The organism is Achromobacter denitrificans NBRC 15125, assembly GCF_001571365.1.
Taxonomy (GTDB): Bacteria; Pseudomonadota; Gammaproteobacteria; order Burkholderiales; family Burkholderiaceae_B; genus Achromobacter; species Achromobacter denitrificans.
The window spans coordinates 60,717-75,208 of record NZ_BCTQ01000027.1 but is presented as its reverse complement, the minus strand read 5'-3'; the positions used below and the strand labels follow the sequence as shown (position 1 = coordinate 75,208).

Here is a 14,492-nt window from a genome sequence, read left to right as displayed (position 1 = left end):
CAGGCCTGTGCCGGCCCTGGCCAGGCAGGATAGACATGTCTTTATCGTACGCCCGCGCCGCCGCCGGGAACGCCCCGGTTACACCTTGCGCGGGCTGTTACGCGCCCGCTCACTCCGCCGAGATCCGCTTGCTTCGGATCACCGCGCCCCAGCGTTCGTATTCCTCGCGCGCGTAGCCCTCGAAGGCCTGCGGCGAACTGCCGGTGGGCTCCATGCCCTGCAGGGTCAATAGCTTCACCACGTCCGGCGAACGCAGCGCCTGGACGATGGCCCGGCTCAAGGTTTCGACCACCTCCGCGGGCGTGCCGGCGGGCGCGACCACGCCCTGCCAGGCCTCGGCCTCGAACGCCGGCCCGCCCGCTTCGGCGAAGGTCGGCACGTCCGGCAACTGCCCGGACCGCTGCGCGGCCGGCACCGCGATGGCGCGCAGCCGGCCCGCCTGGATCAGCGGACGCGCGGCGGCCAGGTCGGCCATCATCATCGGGACCACGCCCGACGCCACGTCCTGCAGGGCGGGCGGCGTGCCCTTGTACGGAATGGCCGTGGCCCGGCCCTGGATGGTCTCCAGGAACAGTTCCATGGCGAGGTGATGGGGGCTCCCCACGCCCAGGGACGCATAGCTGCCCGGTTGCTCGCGCTTCAGGTAGGCGGTCACGTCCGCCAGGGTGCGCAGCGAGGAATCGGGCGCGACGACCAGCACGATGGGCAGCGAGACCAGGGTTGAAACCGGGGTCAGGTCCCTGCGCGGATCGTAGGGCAGCTTGGCGTACAGCCAGGGGTTGAGCGCCAGCGTGCTCATGCCGGCCGTCAGCACCGTGTAGCCGTCGGGCGCGGCGCGGGCGGTTTCCTGGGCCGCGACGATGGTGGCGGCGCCGGGGCGGTTTTCGACCACCACCGACTGTCCCAGCGTATCGCCCACGTGCTTGGCGACGATGCGGGTCGCGATGTCGCTGCCGCCGCCGGCGCTGAACGGAACCAGCCAGCGGATCGGACGGTCGGGGAAGCCGGCGGCCGCGGCCGGCGCCGGAACGGCCGAAACGCCAGCCAGCGTCGCCGCCAGCAGCACGCACTGCACTATGCCTTTGAACATGTCGCGGTCTCCTCGCGTTCGTATTTACTTAACATATTAACTATATTTGCGTGAACCGGGAACACGGGGAAAGCACGGAGAAGGAGGAAGCCGGGCCGCGGCATCGGCGCCGGTCAGGCGCGGGCCGCGGCCAGCCAGCGCAAGCCGGACGAGGTGGCGCCGGCCGGACGGTATTCGCAGCCGATCCAGCCGCCATACTGCAATTCACGCAGCACGCCGAACACCCAGCCGTAGTCCAGCTCGCCCCGGTCCGGCTCCTGGCGCAGCGGCACGCCCGCGATCTGCAGATGGCCGACCCGGCCGGTGGGCAGGTACTGGCGCAGTTTGGCGGTGACGTCGCCCTCGACGATCTGGCAGTGGTACAGGTCCATCTGCACTTTCAGGTTGGGCGCGTTGACCGCCTGCACGACGGCGTGCGCCTCGTCCTGGCGGTTCAGGAAATAACCGGGGATGTCGCGCGGGTTGATGGGCTCGATCAGCAAGGTGACGCCGGCCGAGCGGGCCTGGCGCGCGGCCCAGTCCAGGTTTTCGCGATAGCAGTCCAGCATGGCCTGGCGCGACGCGCCGTCCGGCACGAGGCCCGCCATCACATGGACGTTCGGGCAAGCCAGCGCGGTCGCGTAGGACAGCGCCTGCTCGATCCCCGCCTGGAATTCTTCCTGGCGGCCAGGCAAGGCGGCCAGGCCGCGTTCGCCCCGGCCGACGACGCCCGGCGGCGCGTTGAAGAGCACCTGCGCCACGCCCGCCGCGTCCATGCGCTCGCGCACGAAAGCGGCCGGGGCCTCGTAGGGGAACATGCATTCCACGCCCGCGAAGCCGTCCGCCGCGGCCGCCGCATAGCGGTCCAGGAACGCGTGCTCGGGGTACATCATCGAAAGATTGGCGGCGAACTTCAACATGGCGGGCTCCAGGCCGGGCGGCATGCCAGGAAAGTAGCACAACCGCCGGGGCCGCCGCCCGGCCTCAGCCGCCGAAGTCGGGCGCCGGATGCAGGGTCAGGCGCGGACCGGCCTTGAGGATCTGGCTGGGGATGTCGTGCCCGACCAGCGCGGGCAACGTGGCCGACACGCCCAGGATGCCCGGCAGGTCCACGCCCGTGTCGTAGCCCATCAGTTCGAGCATGTGCACCAGGTCCTCGGTGCAGACGTTGCCGCTGGCGCCGGGCGCGTAGGGGCAGCCGCCCAGTCCGCCGAGCGAAGCGTCGAAGCGGTCGATGCCCGCCGCGATCGCCGCCAGCGTGTTGGCCAGCGCCATGCCGCGCGTATTGTGGAAGTGCATGGTGGTCGTCAGGCCGGGGAACAGCCTGCGCACTTCCTGGCCGATCTTCTCCACCTGCGTCGGATAGGCCATGCCCGTGGTGTCGCACAGCGTCACCCCGTCGACTCCCAGCGCGGCGAAGCGCCCCACCAGCTCGAACACCTCGAACGCGTTGATGTCGCCTTCCATGGGGCAGCCGAATACCGTGGACAGGGAGACGTTCACGGCGACGCGGCTGCCGCGCACCGCGCTGACCACGTCGCTCAGCTGCTCGAAGGACTGCTCGCGCGTCATGCGCAGATTGACGCGGTTGTGGGTCTCGCTGACGGACATCACCAGGTTGACCTCGTCCACCTTGCACTCCAGCGCCCGCTGCGCGCCACGCACGTTGGGCACCAGCACGGTGTAGACGACGTCCGGATTGCGCTCGATCTCGTGCATCACGATCTCGGCGTCGCGCAGCGCGGGAATCGCCTTCGGCGAGGTGAACGAGGTCGCCTCGATCTTGGCGAAGCCGCTGCGCGACAGCTGGTTGATGAAGGCGATCTTGTCCTGGGTTTCGATGAACTGCTTTTCGTTCTGGAAGCCGTCGCGCGGCGCGACCTCCTGGATGTACAGCTTCTTGCCGTTCGTGTTCGGTCCGGTCATGGTCGTTCCCTTCAGATGATGCCGCGCGCGCGCCAATCGTCGCGCTGCGCCTCGCCGATGCCCAGGCCGGCGAGCACTTCGTCGGTGTCCTGCCCCAGGGCGGGCGCGGCGCTGCGCACCTCGCCCGGCGTGTCCGACAGCTTGGGCACGATGCCCGGCAGCTTGACGGGGGTGCCGTCGGGCAGCGCGCCGTCCAGGATCATGCCGCGCGCCTGGTAATGCGGGTCTTCCGCGATATCGGCCACGTCGTAGATCTTGCCGGCGGGGATCTGCCCGTCGTTCAGGCGGCCGAGCACCACGTCCAACGGATGCTGGCCCGTCCACGCCGAGATGGCGTCGTCCAGCATGACCACGTGCTTCACCCGCCCGGCGTTGTTCGCCAGCTCGGGCGCCTCGGCCAGGTCGGGGCGCCCGATCACGCCCATCAGGCGCTTGAAGATGCTGTCGCCGTTGCCCGCGATCAGCACGTACTTGTTGTCCTGGCAACGGTAGGCGTTGCTGGGCGCGATGCCCGGCAGGCTGCTGCCGGCCGGCTGGCGGATCTCGCCGAACACGGCGTACTCCGGCAGCAGGCTCTCCATCATGTTGAAGACGGACTCGTACAGCGCCACGTCGATCATCTGGCCGGTGCCGTTCTGGTCGCGCGCGCGCAGCGCCAGCAGGATGCCGATCACGCCATGCAGCGCCGACAGCGAGTCGCCGATGGAAATGCCCACCCGCACGGGCGTGCGGCCGGGTTCCCCGCTCAGGTGGCGCAGGCCGCCCATGGCCTCGCCGATGGCGCCGAAGCCGGGCAGGTCGCGGTACGGGCCGGTCTGGCCGTAGCCGGACACGCGCAGCATCACCAGCCGCGGGTTGATCGCGCGCAACTCCTCCCAGCCGAGGCCCCAGCCTTCCATGGTGCCCGGCTTGAAGTTCTCGACCACCACGTCGATGTCCTTGACCAGGGCGCGGATCAGGTCCTGCGCCTCGGGTTTGCGCAGGTCCAGGCTGACCGACTTCTTGTTGCGCGACTGCACTTGCCACCAGACGGAGGTGCCGTCATGGAGCAGGCGCCAGTTGCGCAGCGGATCGCCCTTGCCGGGCGGTTCGATCTTGATCACCTCGGCGCCGAATTCGCCCAGCATCTTGGCGGCGAACGGGCCGGCGATCAGCTGGCCCAGCTCCAGCACTCGGATTCCGTTCAATGGTTTGGATGACATGATTGCCTCGTCGTCAGCTCTTGTGTTTTCCGAGATAGGCCTCGCGCACGCGCTCGCTGGCCAACAATTCCTGGCCGGTGCCCTCCATCACGATGGAGCCCACTTCCAGGACATAGGCGCGATCCGAGATCGCCAGCGCCTGATTGGCCATTTGCTCGACCAGCAGGATCGTCATGCCGCGCTCTTTCAGCGACTTGATGATCTTGAAGATCTCGGCCACGATCAGCGGCGCCAGGCCCAGGGACGGCTCGTCGAGCATCAGGATGCGCGGCTTGCTCATCAGGGCGCGGCAGATGGCCAGCATCTGCTGCTCGCCGCCCGACAGCGTGCCCGCGTACTGGTCCCGGCGCTCTTTCAGGCGCGGGAACATCGCGAAGCAGCTTTCGATCTCGCCGGCCAGTTCCGCCGGCGACTCCGTGCGCAGGAACGCGCCCAGCATCAGGTTGTCGTAGACGCTCTGGTCCGGGAACACCTGGCGTCCCTCGGGCACGTGCGCGATGCCCAGCCCGACGCGCTTGTGCGCGCTGATGGCGCCCAGGTCCTGGCCGGCGAACGCGATCTCGCCCGTGGATTTCTCGATGCCCGACAGCGCGCGCATCATCGTGCTCTTGCCCGCGCCGTTGCCGCCGATGATGGTCACGATCTCGTTCGTGTCCACGTGCAGCGACACCTGCTTCAGGGCGTTGACGGCGCCGTAGCTGACCGCCAGGTTCTTGATGTCCAGTAATCGGCTCATTGCCGTCTCCTATGCGGGCGCGCCCAGGTAGGCCTCGATGACTTTCGGGTTCTCCTGGATGTGGTTCGGCAAGCCGGAGGCGATCTTCACCCCGTAGTCCAGCACGACGATGTGGTCGGAAATCGCCATGACCAGGTCCATGTGGTGCTCGATCAGCAGGATGGTCAGGCCCATGTCCTTGAGCTTCACGATCAGATCGGTGAGCTGGTCCGTCTCGGCCGGGTTCAGGCCGGCGGCGGGCTCGTCCAGCAACAGCAGGTCGGGCATGGCCGCCACGGCGCGGGCGATCTCCAGGCGGCGCTGCAGGCCGTAGGGCAGGCTGTTGGCGGCGTCGTCGGCATAACGGTCCAGTTCGAAGAACTTCAGGATGCCGAAGGCCTGCCGGCGGATGCGCCGCTCTTCCTCAAGGCTGCCGGGCAGGCCCAGCAGGTTGGACACGAAGCTCGACTTCTGCACCCGGTAGAAACCCACCATCACGTTCTCCAGCGCGCTCAGGCCGTCGAACAGCTTGAGGTTCTGGAACGTGCGGCCGATGCCGGAGGCGGCGATCTCGTTGGGCGACTGGCCCACCAGCTGCCGGCCCTTGAAGCGGATGCTGCCGGCGTCCGGCACCACCAGGCCCGACAGCAGGTTCAGCGTGGTGGTCTTGCCGGCGCCGTTGGGCCCGATCAACGACACGACGGATCCCTGCTCCAGCGCGAACGACACCTTGTTGGTGGGAACGACGCCGCCGAATGCCTTGTACAGGTCCTTCACTTCCAGGAACCCGGCCGCCCCGCGGGCGCCGCGCGCGGCGGGAGGCGCCGGCTTCCAGTCGTCGGGGCGCGCCTCGGCGGCCAGGGCCGCGCGCAGGCCGCGCTTGGGCAGCACCTTCGCCAGCAGGCCCGCCAGCCCTTCGGGCATGGCGTACAGCGCGAACAGGAGGATCAGGCCGTAGGCGAAATGCTGCACCTCGGGCCAGCGCGCCAGCATGGCGTCGATCACCGTCAGCACCACGGCGCCCAGGAACGAGCCGCCCGGCGTGCGGCCGCCGAACAGCACCAGCACCAGGAAGAACACCGACAGGTTGAAGTTCACGAAGTCGGAGTTGATGTACTGGTTCTGCTGCGCCACCAGGCCGCCGGCGATGCCGCAGGTGATGGCGCTGATGGCGAAGGCCAGGATCTTGAAGCGGTAGACGCTGATGCCCACGCTCTCGGCCGCGATTTCCGACGTGCGCACGGCGGCGAAGCCGCGGCCGAAACGCCCGTTCAGCAACAGGGAGGTCATGGCATGCAGCGCCAGGCCGATCGCCACCACCACCACGACCCATTGGCGGCCGTCCAGCGTGGCGCCGTTGAAAGTCAGGCCGGTGATGCCGTAGAAGCCTTCCTGCCCTTTGAACACCTCGGTCCATTCGGACACGATTTTCTCGATCAGCAGGCCGAAGGCGATCGTCACCATGGCCAGGCTCGGCCCCTTCACCTTGAGCGCGGGGATCGCGATCACCACGCCGAAAATGGCCGACACCACCGCCGCGCAAGCCAGCGCCAGCCAGGGATCGACCTGGTAGTTCACGGTCAGCAGCGCCACCGTATAGGCGCCCACGCCGAACAGGCCGGCATGGCCCAGCGACTTCTGGCCGGTCTGCCCGACCAGGATGTTGAAGCCGGTCGCGGCGATGTAATAGACCCCGATGTTGAACAGGATCAGCAGATAGAAGTCATTCAGGCCGGAATAGGCGAAGCCCACCACCAGCGCGGCGATGACGAGGGGAACGAAGATTTTGGAGAGCTTCATACTTTCTCCGCATGCACGCGGCCGAGGATGCCGGCCGGGCGGAAATACAGCACCACGATGATCAGCGCGAACACCGCGATCTCGCGCAGGTTCGAATACCAGAGGCCGATCAGCGACTCCAGCAGCCCGATCAGGAAGCCGCCGAAGATGCAGCCGCGCGGATTTTCCAGGCCGCCCAGGATGGCGGCCGAGAAGGCCTTGAGCGACAGCAGCGTACCGACGAATACGGAAGCGGTCGCGATCGGCGCCACCATCACGCCGGCGATCGCGGCCAGGGCCGAACTGATGGCGAAGACCGCCACCGCCACGGCGTTGGCGTTGATGCCCATCAGGCTGGCGGTGGTCTTGCTGAACGCCACCGCGCGCACGGCCTTGCCCATCTTCGTCTTGTGCAACGCCCAGTCGAAAACAATCATCAGCGCCAGCGTGGTCCCGAATACCAGGATCTCCTGGGGCCGGACGCCCGTGCCGAAGATCGTGATGATGCCCTCGCCCAGCGGCGAAGCCAGCGCGATGGGCGCGGGGCCCCAGATCAGCAGCGCCAGGTTCTGGATGATGATGCCGAAGCCGATCGTGCTCATGACCCACGACAAGCCCGCCTCGCCGACGAAATGGCGGATGGCGGTGATGTAGAGCACGTAGCCCAGCAGGCTCAGTACCAGCATGGCGGCCAGCAGGGCGAACAGGAAGGTGCCCCAGGTGACGTCCTCGGGATTGGGAAACCCGATGAGCTTGCCCTGGGTGACCAGCAGGATTGCGCTGATGCCGATCAGGCCGGCCAGCGCCAGGAACGCGCCCTGTCCGAAGTTGAACGTCTTGGTCGTGGTGTAGGTAATGCTGAACCCGAACGCGACCAGGGCGTAGACGCTGCCCATGGCCAATCCGCTCAAGATGGCTTGTAGTATTTGCATGCTGGATGCCCCCCTTTTGACGACTCCCCGAAGGCGTCGCGACGCCCCGGGGAGAGATCCTTATCGATGCTCGGCGCTGGCCGGCTGATTTACAGCTTCAGGTCGTCCGGCGTAATCGCGCGAGTGAACTCGTCGTCCACCGACACCACCTTGCCGTCGATCCAGCGCACCAGCCGGAAGTCCTTCACCGACAGCGCTTCGTGGTTGTCGGCCGAGAACGGCTGCTGGTAGGTCTTGATCACGCCCTTGGCCTGCGCCAGGGTCTGCAGCGCGCCCTGCACGGCCTCGCCGTCGGTCGACTTGGCCTGTTCCATGGCGGCGGCGATCAGCTTGACCGAGTCGTAGGCCTGGGCGGCCATCACGTAGGTCGGCAGGCGGCCGTCGCGCTTCATCAGGGTGTCGTACAGGGCCTTGGATTCCGGCGACGAGTCTTCCGTGATGGACGCCGTGAAGATCATCTTCTTGGCGAGTTCCGGACCGGCGATGCGCAGGAACGGCGAGCTCAGGTTCGCCCAGGACGCCAGCGTGGTCGGGAAGTAGTTGATCTTCTCCAGGCTGCGCATGACGTGCGCGTTGGAGTCGGCCAGCGCGTACACGATCAGCGTATCGGCGCCCGAGCTCTTGATCTTGTTCAGCTGCGACGACATATCCGTGTCCTTCGGACCGAACTTCTCGTTGGCCACCGGCGTGATCTTGTGCAGGCCCAGGATCTCGACCGCGTCCTTGGCGCCCTGCTGGCCGTAGCCGGTGGTGTCGGCGATGATGGCGATCTTGCCGGTCTTGCTGGCGCGGGCGGCGTAGGCGGCCAGCAGCGCGATCTGGTCGCGGTCGCGCATGGACACGCGGAACACGTAGTTCGGCGGCGACTTGGCGTAGCGGCCGGTGATGTCGGTGGCGGTGGCCACGGGCGAGATCGTCGGGATCTTCTTCTGCTGCACGATGTGCAGCCAGGCCAGCATATTGCCCGAGTTCACGCCGCCCAGCATGGCGTTGACCTTGACGTTGTCGACCAGTTCGTTGGTGTTCTGGATGGCCTTGGGCGGCGCGCCCACGTCGTCGCGCTCGACGATGACGACCTTCTTGCCCAGCACCCCGCCCGCCGCGTTCAATTCGTCGGCGGCCTGCCGCGCGCCGGCCAGCGCCGAAATGCCGAAGTCCGCCGAGCCGGTGGCCGACATGTCGCTGTTGAAGCCGATCTTGATGTCGTCGGCCAGCGCCGCGCCGCTGGCGCCCGCCAGCGCCGCCGCCACCAGCAGGGCCTTCATCGTCTTGGGGAAGTGTTTGATGCTCACGTTGTCTCCTTCTGGATCACTGGAGTGATCGCTGACTGGTTTTTCAGGATTGCTTGATCAGGTCGGCGGCCTTGTTGCCGATCATCATCGTGGCCGCGCAGATATTGGCCGAGGGCATGGCCGGCATCACCGACGAATCGATGACGCGCAGGTTCTGGATACCGTGCACCCGCAGCTGGGGATCGACCACCGCGTACTTGTCGTCGGCCTGGCCCATGCGGGCCGTGCCGTTGACGTGATAGGAGGACACGCCGTAGCGGCGCGCGAAATCCAGCAGCTCGGAATCGGATTCGCACAACGGGCCCGGCAGGACCTCGCTGTCGAAGTACGGCGCCAGGGCCTGGGAACGCAGCAGCTGGCGCGCCAGGCGGATGCCGCGCACCAGGGTCTGCTGGTCGCCCTCGTGCTCCAGGTAGTTGGCCAGGATGAGGGGATCCTGCAGCGGATCGGCCGACCGGATGCGAACCTGGCCGCGGCTTTCGGGGCGGTGCTGCCACACGCCGGCCGTCATGCCCGGAAAGTCGTCCAGCATGCCCACGTAGCCTTCCTTGTAGCTGGCGGGGGTGAACACGCCTTGCAGGTCGGGCGCCGTCAGGTCGGGCGTGGATTTCCAGAAGTAGTGCAGCAGCGACGGGCTCAGCGCCATAATGCTGGGGCGCTTCATCAGCCAGCGGCTGATCTGGCCGGCCAGGCTCAGGCCCTTGACCAGCTGGTTCATGGTCTGGCTGTTCTTGACCCGGGCCACGACGCGCACCGAATAGTGGTCGCTCAGGTTCTCGCCCACGCCGGCCAGGTCGCGCACGACCTCGATGTTGTGCTGGCGCAGGAGGTCGGCCGGCCCCAGGCCCGACAACTGCAGCAGCTTGGGCGTATTGATGGCGCCGCAGGACACGATCACTTCGCGGCGCGCGCGCACGGCGCGCGCCTGCGAGGGATGCGCGGGGTGGCAGTACGCCACGCCCACCGCCTTGGCGCCCTCGAACAGGATGCGGGTGGCCTGGGCATAGGTGCGCACTTCCAGGTTCTTGCGGGCCATGGCGGGCTTGAGGAAGCACTTGGCCGTGCTCATCCGCCAGCCGCGGTCGATGGTCCGCTGGAAATAGCCCACCCCGGCCTGATCGGCGCCGTTGTAGTCGGGATTGCGGGGAATGCCCTGCTCCACCGCGCCGGCGATGAAGGCCTCGCACAGCGGATGAATCCAATCGATGTCCGTGACGGGCAGCTCGCCCTTGCGGCCGCGGTAGCGGTCGTCGCCGCCCACGCGGCGCTCCATGGACTTGAAGTACGGCAGCACCTCGGCATAGGACCAGCCCGTGTTGCCCAGGGCCGCCCAATGGTCGAAATCCGCCGCCTGGCCGCGGTTGTAGACCAGGCCGTTGATGGAGGTGGAGCCGCCCAGCGTGCGGCCCTGCGGAATGGGCACGCGCCGGCCGTTGGTCTGCGCGGTGCCCTCGCTGGAGAACTGCCAGGCGTACTTCTTGTTGAACACGGCCTTGATGAAGCCGGCCGGAATATGCAGGAAGGGGCTGTTGTCCGGCGGGCCGGCTTCCAGCACGCATACCGTCGAACCGTCGGCGCTCAGGCGATTGGCCAGGATGGAGCCGGCGGCGCCGGATCCCACGATTACATAGTCGAACGTATCCGCGTCGCGGACGGAAGGCTGCGTAGCTTGGCTCATGTCGGGGTCCGCGAGGCGTCAGGAGAGCGCGTTGAACGACTTGCCGGCGAGGCAGACGTACTTGATTTCGAGGAATTCTTCGATGCCGTACTTGGAACCTTCGCGGCCCACGCCCGACTCCTTGATCCCGCCGAACGGCCCGACCTCGTTGGACACGGCGCCGGTGTTGACGCCGACGATGCCGTACTCCAGCCCTTCCATCATGCGCCACACCCGCTCCAGGTTGGCGGTGTAGAAGTAGGCGGCCAGCCCCGAGGCGCTGTCGTTGGCGCGCGCCAGCACGGCCGCTTCGGACTCGAACGTGCTGATGCCCACGACCGGGCCGAAGATCTCTTCGTGCGCCAGTTCCATGGCATCGGTGATGCCGGTCAGCAGCGTGGGCTCGTACAGCAGCGTGCCCGGCGCGCGCAGCTTGCCGCCCGCCAGCAGCGTGGCGCCATGCGCCGTGGCATCGGCCACCAGGCGCGTCACCTTGTCGACGGCGCGCTGGTCGATCAGCGGGCCCTGCGTCACACCCGCTTCCAGGCCGCCGCCCACCTTCATGCGGCGGATTTCCGCCAATAGCCTGTCGTTGAAGGCCTCGGCCACGCTGGCATGGACGTAGACGCGGTTGGCGCAGACGCAGGTCTGGCCGGCGTTGCGGAACTTGGACAGCACCAGCCCCTGCACGGCCTCGTCCAGGTCGGCGTCCTCGAACACGATGAACGGCGCGTTGCCACCCAGTTCCAGCGACAGCTTCTTGATGTTGGAGGCGCTTTGCTCCATCAGCAGGCGGCCGGTCTGCGTGGACCCGGTGAAGGTCAGCTTGCGCACCGTCGGATTGCGGGTGAGCTCCGTGCCGATGGGCGCGGGGTCGCCGATGACGACGTTGAGCACGCCCGGCGGAATGCCGGCCTGCTCGCCCAGCCAGGCCAGGGCCAGCGCGGTGAAGGGCGTCAGCTCGGACGGCTTGAGCACCACCGTGCAGCCGGCGGCCAGCGCCGGGCTGACCTTGCGCGTGACCAGGGCCGAGGGGAAGTTCCAGGCGATGATCGCGGCGCACACGCCCACGGGCTGGCGGATGGCCAGCATGCGCTGGTCGCCGCGGGTGGGGGGAAGCACGTCGCCATAGACGCGCTTGGCTTCTTCCGCGAACCACTCCACGAAGGAAAGCGCGTAGTTCAGTTCGCCGCGGGCTTCCGCCAGCGGCTTGCCCTGTTCCATGGTCAGCAGCAGGGCCAGGTCGTCGGCGTGGGCCTCGATCAGGGCATGCCACTTGCGCAGGATGGCGCCGCGTTCCTTGCCCGTCTTGGCGCGCCAGGCCGGCAGGGCGTCGTCGGCTGCGGCGATGGCGCGCGCGGTCTCGGCCTGGCCCAGGTTGGGCACCGTGCCCAGCACGCTTGCGTCGTAGGGGTTGCGCACCGTGATGGTGGCCCGGTCATCGGCATCGCACCAGGTGCCGCCGATATACGCCTGCTGCCGCAGCAGCTGGCTGTTCTGCAGATTCATTGTCTCGCGCTCCATCCATCGTCTTCCGCACCGTCCGCGCCGGAGCGGGGGAAATTTTTTGGGGAGGATAGCCCTGGCGGCCGCCTCCGCAACAGCAGTCATTAGCGATGCCGCCATCGCCGTTCGCGATGACAAAACCTCGCTTCGCTACAATGGGCCGTCTCGTCCGCTTTTTCCGCCCGCCCCGCCATGCGTCTCGATCCCACCTCCCTCAAGCTCTTCATCAGCGTGGTCGAGCAGGGCACCATCGCCGCCGCGGCCGAACACGAGCACATCGCCGCGGCCGCGATCAGCAAGCGCATCAGCGAGCTGGAAGAGAACCTCAAGATCCGGCTGCTGATCCGCACCAACAAGGGCATCCGCCCCACTCCCGCCGGCATCGCCCTGTCCACCATGGCGCGTCGCGCCCTGCACGAACTGGACGAAATCTCCGTGCACATGCGCGACTATTCGCGCGGCCTGCGCGGGTTCATCCGGGTGCACGCCAATATCTCCGCCATCACCCAGTTCCTGCCCCAGGACATCAAGCTCTTCCTGAACGACTACCCGAACGTCCAGGTGGACCTGGAAGAGAAGATCACCTCGACCATCATCAAGTCGGTGGCCGAGAACGCCGCGGACGTAGGCATTTTCTCGGGCACCGCGCCCGACCACGACGTGGAGATCTACCCCTACCGCGAAGACACCCTGGCGCTGGTGGTGCCCGCCGACCATCCCTTGCAGGACAGGCCCGGCTTCCGCTTCGCCGACGCCCTCGAACACGACTTCGTCGGGCTGCACCGGGGCAGCGCCATCAACCGCATCCTGTCCAACGCCGCCAGCGACGAAAAGCGCAACATCCAGCTCAAGGTGCAGGTCACCGGCTTCGATGCGCTGTGCTTCATGGTGAATTCCGGGCTGGGCATCGGCGTGCTGCCGCTGGACATCGCCCGCCGCTACTCGGTCATGTTCGACATCCGCATCATCCCGCTGTCGGAACCGTGGGCCCGGCGCCAGATCCAGATCTGCGTGCGCGCCTTCGACGCCCTGCCCACGGCGGCCAAGCTCTTCGTCAACCACCTCAGCAAGCGCCAGCCCTGACCGCCGGGCGGGCGCCCGCCGCGCGGCTTATTGCTTGAGTTCGTCCGGCTTGATGCCGCGGCTGACCTCGTCGTCCACCGTCACCACCTTGCCGTCGATCCAGCGCACCAGGCGAAAGTCGCGGTACGACAGGGCCTCGTGGTTCTCCTTGGTGAAGGCCGGCGCGTAGGTCTTGATCACGCCGTCGACCTTGCCCAGCTTGTCCAGCGCCTGCTGCACCTTTTCGCCGTCCGTGGACTGGGCCTGGGTCATCGCGGCCGCGAGGACCTTGACCGAGTCATAGGCATGCGCCGCGAACACGTAGGTGGGCAGCTTGCCTTCCTTTTTCATGATCGCGTCGTAGAGCGCGCGCGACTGCGGCGTGGAATCTTCGGTGATGGACGCCGTGAAGATCATTTTCTTGGCCAGTTCCGGCCCCGCGATGCGCAGGAACGGAGGGCTGAGGTTGGCCCAGGAACCCAGCGTGACCGGGAAGTAGTTGATCTTCTCCTGGCTGCGCATCAGGTGGCCGTTGGCGTCGGCCAGCGCGTAGACGATGACGGTATCCGCCCCGGCGGCCTTGATCTTGTTCAGCTGCGAGGACATGTCCGTGTCCTTCGGGCCGAACTTCTCGTTGGCCACCGGCGTGATGCCATACAGGCCCAGCACGTGCGCGGCATCCTTCGCGCCCTGCTGCCCGTAGCCGGTGGTGTCGGCGATGATGGCGATCTTCTTGTTCTTGGTCGCCTTGGCCGCGTAGGCGGCAAGCAGCGTGATCTGGTCCAGGTCGCGCATGGACACGCGGAAGATGTAGTTCGCGGGCTCCTTGCTGTAGCGGTTGGTGATCTCGGTGGCGGTGGCCGACGGGGAAATCGTGGGCACCTTCTTCTGCTGCACGATGTGCAGCCAGGCCAGCATATTGCCCGAGTTCACCCCGCCCAGCATGGCGACGACCTTCTCGTTGTCCACCAGCTCGTTGGCGTTCTGGATGGACTTGGGCGGCGAACCCACGTCATCGCGCGCCACGATGACCAGCTTGCGTCCCAGGACGCCTCCTGCGGCGTTGATTTCCTCGGCGGCCTGCCTGGCCCCCGACAGCGCCGACACGCCGAAGTCGGCCGAGCCGCTGGCGGACATGTCGCTGTTGTAGCCGATCTTGATGTCGGCCTGCGCCCACGCGCCCTGGGCCATGGCCACGAACGCGGCCGCGCAGGCGATGCGGGAAAGCTGCTTCTGCATTTTCATTCCTTTGTCTCCAGACTTGATGTAATGGTGCTTCGTCTTGCCGCCGCCATCGGTCTGTACGCCGTTCGCGGTCCACCTTGCCCTGATGCCGTGGACGCTGCCTGGGT

General features: G+C 67.2%; 12 protein-coding genes. 1 reads left to right on the top strand and 11 read right to left on the bottom strand.

Annotated features, from left to right (window positions below):
- Positions 1–109: 109 nt before the first annotated feature.
- The 10 genes from ADE01S_RS21220 to ADE01S_RS21175 all read right to left on the bottom strand — a co-directional run bounded on the left by ADE01S_RS21220 (position 110) and on the right by ADE01S_RS21175 (position 12,081).
- Positions 110–1,090, bottom strand: coding sequence for a Bug family tripartite tricarboxylate transporter substrate binding protein (locus ADE01S_RS21220; protein ID WP_062683730.1), 981 nt, complete (start codon positions 1,088–1,090; stop codon positions 110–112).
- A 113-nt stretch (positions 1,091–1,203) separates the two neighbouring features.
- Positions 1,204–1,989 carry a 2-oxo-tetronate isomerase gene (gene otnI, locus ADE01S_RS21215; RefSeq protein ID WP_062683729.1) on the bottom strand — a complete coding sequence of 262 codons (786 nt, stop codon included), beginning with the start codon at positions 1,987–1,989 and terminating at the stop codon, positions 1,204–1,206.
- Positions 1,990–2,053: 64 nt separating this feature from the next.
- Entirely contained in the window at positions 2,054–2,995 is a 942-nt protein-coding gene (locus tag ADE01S_RS21210) for a hydroxymethylglutaryl-CoA lyase (RefSeq protein ID WP_062683750.1), read from the bottom strand.
- 11 nt (positions 2,996–3,006) lie between these two features.
- Positions 3,007–4,197 (bottom strand): CaiB/BaiF CoA transferase family protein, encoded by a 1,191-nt coding sequence (locus tag ADE01S_RS21205; RefSeq protein WP_062683728.1) that lies wholly within the window; start codon positions 4,195–4,197, stop codon positions 3,007–3,009.
- 13 nt (positions 4,198–4,210) lie between these two features.
- Positions 4,211–4,933: an ABC transporter ATP-binding protein gene (locus tag ADE01S_RS21200; RefSeq protein ID WP_062683727.1), complete on the bottom strand. Its 723-nt coding sequence runs from the start codon at positions 4,931–4,933 to the stop codon at positions 4,211–4,213.
- Between the two features lie 9 nt (positions 4,934–4,942).
- Entirely contained in the window at positions 4,943–6,712 is a 1,770-nt protein-coding gene (locus ADE01S_RS21195; RefSeq protein WP_062683726.1) for a branched-chain amino acid ABC transporter ATP-binding protein/permease, read from the bottom strand.
- Complete coding sequence (locus ADE01S_RS21190; protein ID WP_075873212.1) at positions 6,709–7,623, bottom strand: branched-chain amino acid ABC transporter permease; 915 nt, start codon at positions 7,621–7,623, stop codon at positions 6,709–6,711. Before ADE01S_RS21190 ends, ADE01S_RS21195 begins: the two co-directional genes overlap by 4 nt.
- Before the next feature lie 89 nt (positions 7,624–7,712).
- Complete coding sequence (locus tag ADE01S_RS21185) at positions 7,713–8,915, bottom strand: ABC transporter substrate-binding protein (protein WP_087881337.1); 1,203 nt, start codon at positions 8,913–8,915, stop codon at positions 7,713–7,715.
- A gap of 43 nt (positions 8,916–8,958) precedes the next feature.
- Positions 8,959–10,593, bottom strand: a complete 1,635-nt coding sequence (locus tag ADE01S_RS21180) for a GMC family oxidoreductase (protein ID WP_062683724.1) — start codon at positions 10,591–10,593, stop codon at positions 8,959–8,961.
- 18 nt (positions 10,594–10,611) lie between these two features.
- Positions 10,612–12,081 carry an NAD-dependent succinate-semialdehyde dehydrogenase gene (locus ADE01S_RS21175; RefSeq protein ID WP_062683723.1) on the bottom strand — a complete coding sequence of 490 codons (1,470 nt, stop codon included), beginning with the start codon at positions 12,079–12,081 and terminating at the stop codon, positions 10,612–10,614.
- A gap of 189 nt (positions 12,082–12,270) precedes the next feature.
- Here ADE01S_RS21175 and ADE01S_RS21170 point away from each other — a divergent pair, with 189 nt between their 5' ends.
- A complete protein-coding gene (locus ADE01S_RS21170) occupies positions 12,271–13,161 on the top strand; it encodes a LysR family transcriptional regulator (protein ID WP_062683722.1) in 891 nt (296 codons plus the stop codon).
- Positions 13,162–13,188: 27 nt separating this feature from the next.
- On the opposite strand, the gene ADE01S_RS21165 is transcribed toward ADE01S_RS21170, so the two are convergent.
- Positions 13,189–14,385, bottom strand: a complete 1,197-nt coding sequence (locus ADE01S_RS21165) for an ABC transporter substrate-binding protein (protein WP_062683721.1) — start codon at positions 14,383–14,385, stop codon at positions 13,189–13,191.
- Positions 14,386–14,492: the final 107 nt, after the last annotated feature.

Coding starts and splice junctions, on each gene's coding strand:
- ADE01S_RS21220 (WP_062683730.1), bottom strand. CDS start 1,090: ATGTTCAAAGGCATAGTGCAGTGCGTGCTGCTGGCGGCGACGCTGGCT.
- otnI (WP_062683729.1), bottom strand. CDS start 1,989: ATGTTGAAGTTCGCCGCCAATCTTTCGATGATGTACCCCGAGCACGCG.
- ADE01S_RS21210 (WP_062683750.1), bottom strand. CDS start 2,995: ATGACCGGACCGAACACGAACGGCAAGAAGCTGTACATCCAGGAGGTC.
- ADE01S_RS21205 (WP_062683728.1), bottom strand. CDS start 4,197: ATGTCATCCAAACCATTGAACGGAATCCGAGTGCTGGAGCTGGGCCAG.
- ADE01S_RS21200 (WP_062683727.1), bottom strand. CDS start 4,933: ATGAGCCGATTACTGGACATCAAGAACCTGGCGGTCAGCTACGGCGCC.
- ADE01S_RS21195 (WP_062683726.1), bottom strand. CDS start 6,712: ATGAAGCTCTCCAAAATCTTCGTTCCCCTCGTCATCGCCGCGCTGGTG.
- ADE01S_RS21190 (WP_075873212.1), bottom strand. CDS start 7,623: ATGCAAATACTACAAGCCATCTTGAGCGGATTGGCCATGGGCAGCGTC.
- ADE01S_RS21180 (WP_062683724.1), bottom strand. CDS start 10,593: ATGAGCCAAGCTACGCAGCCTTCCGTCCGCGACGCGGATACGTTCGAC.
- ADE01S_RS21175 (WP_062683723.1), bottom strand. CDS start 12,081: ATGAATCTGCAGAACAGCCAGCTGCTGCGGCAGCAGGCGTATATCGGC.
- ADE01S_RS21170 (WP_062683722.1), top strand. CDS start 12,271: ATGCGTCTCGATCCCACCTCCCTCAAGCTCTTCATCAGCGTGGTCGAG.
- ADE01S_RS21165 (WP_062683721.1), bottom strand. CDS start 14,385: ATGAAAATGCAGAAGCAGCTTTCCCGCATCGCCTGCGCGGCCGCGTTC.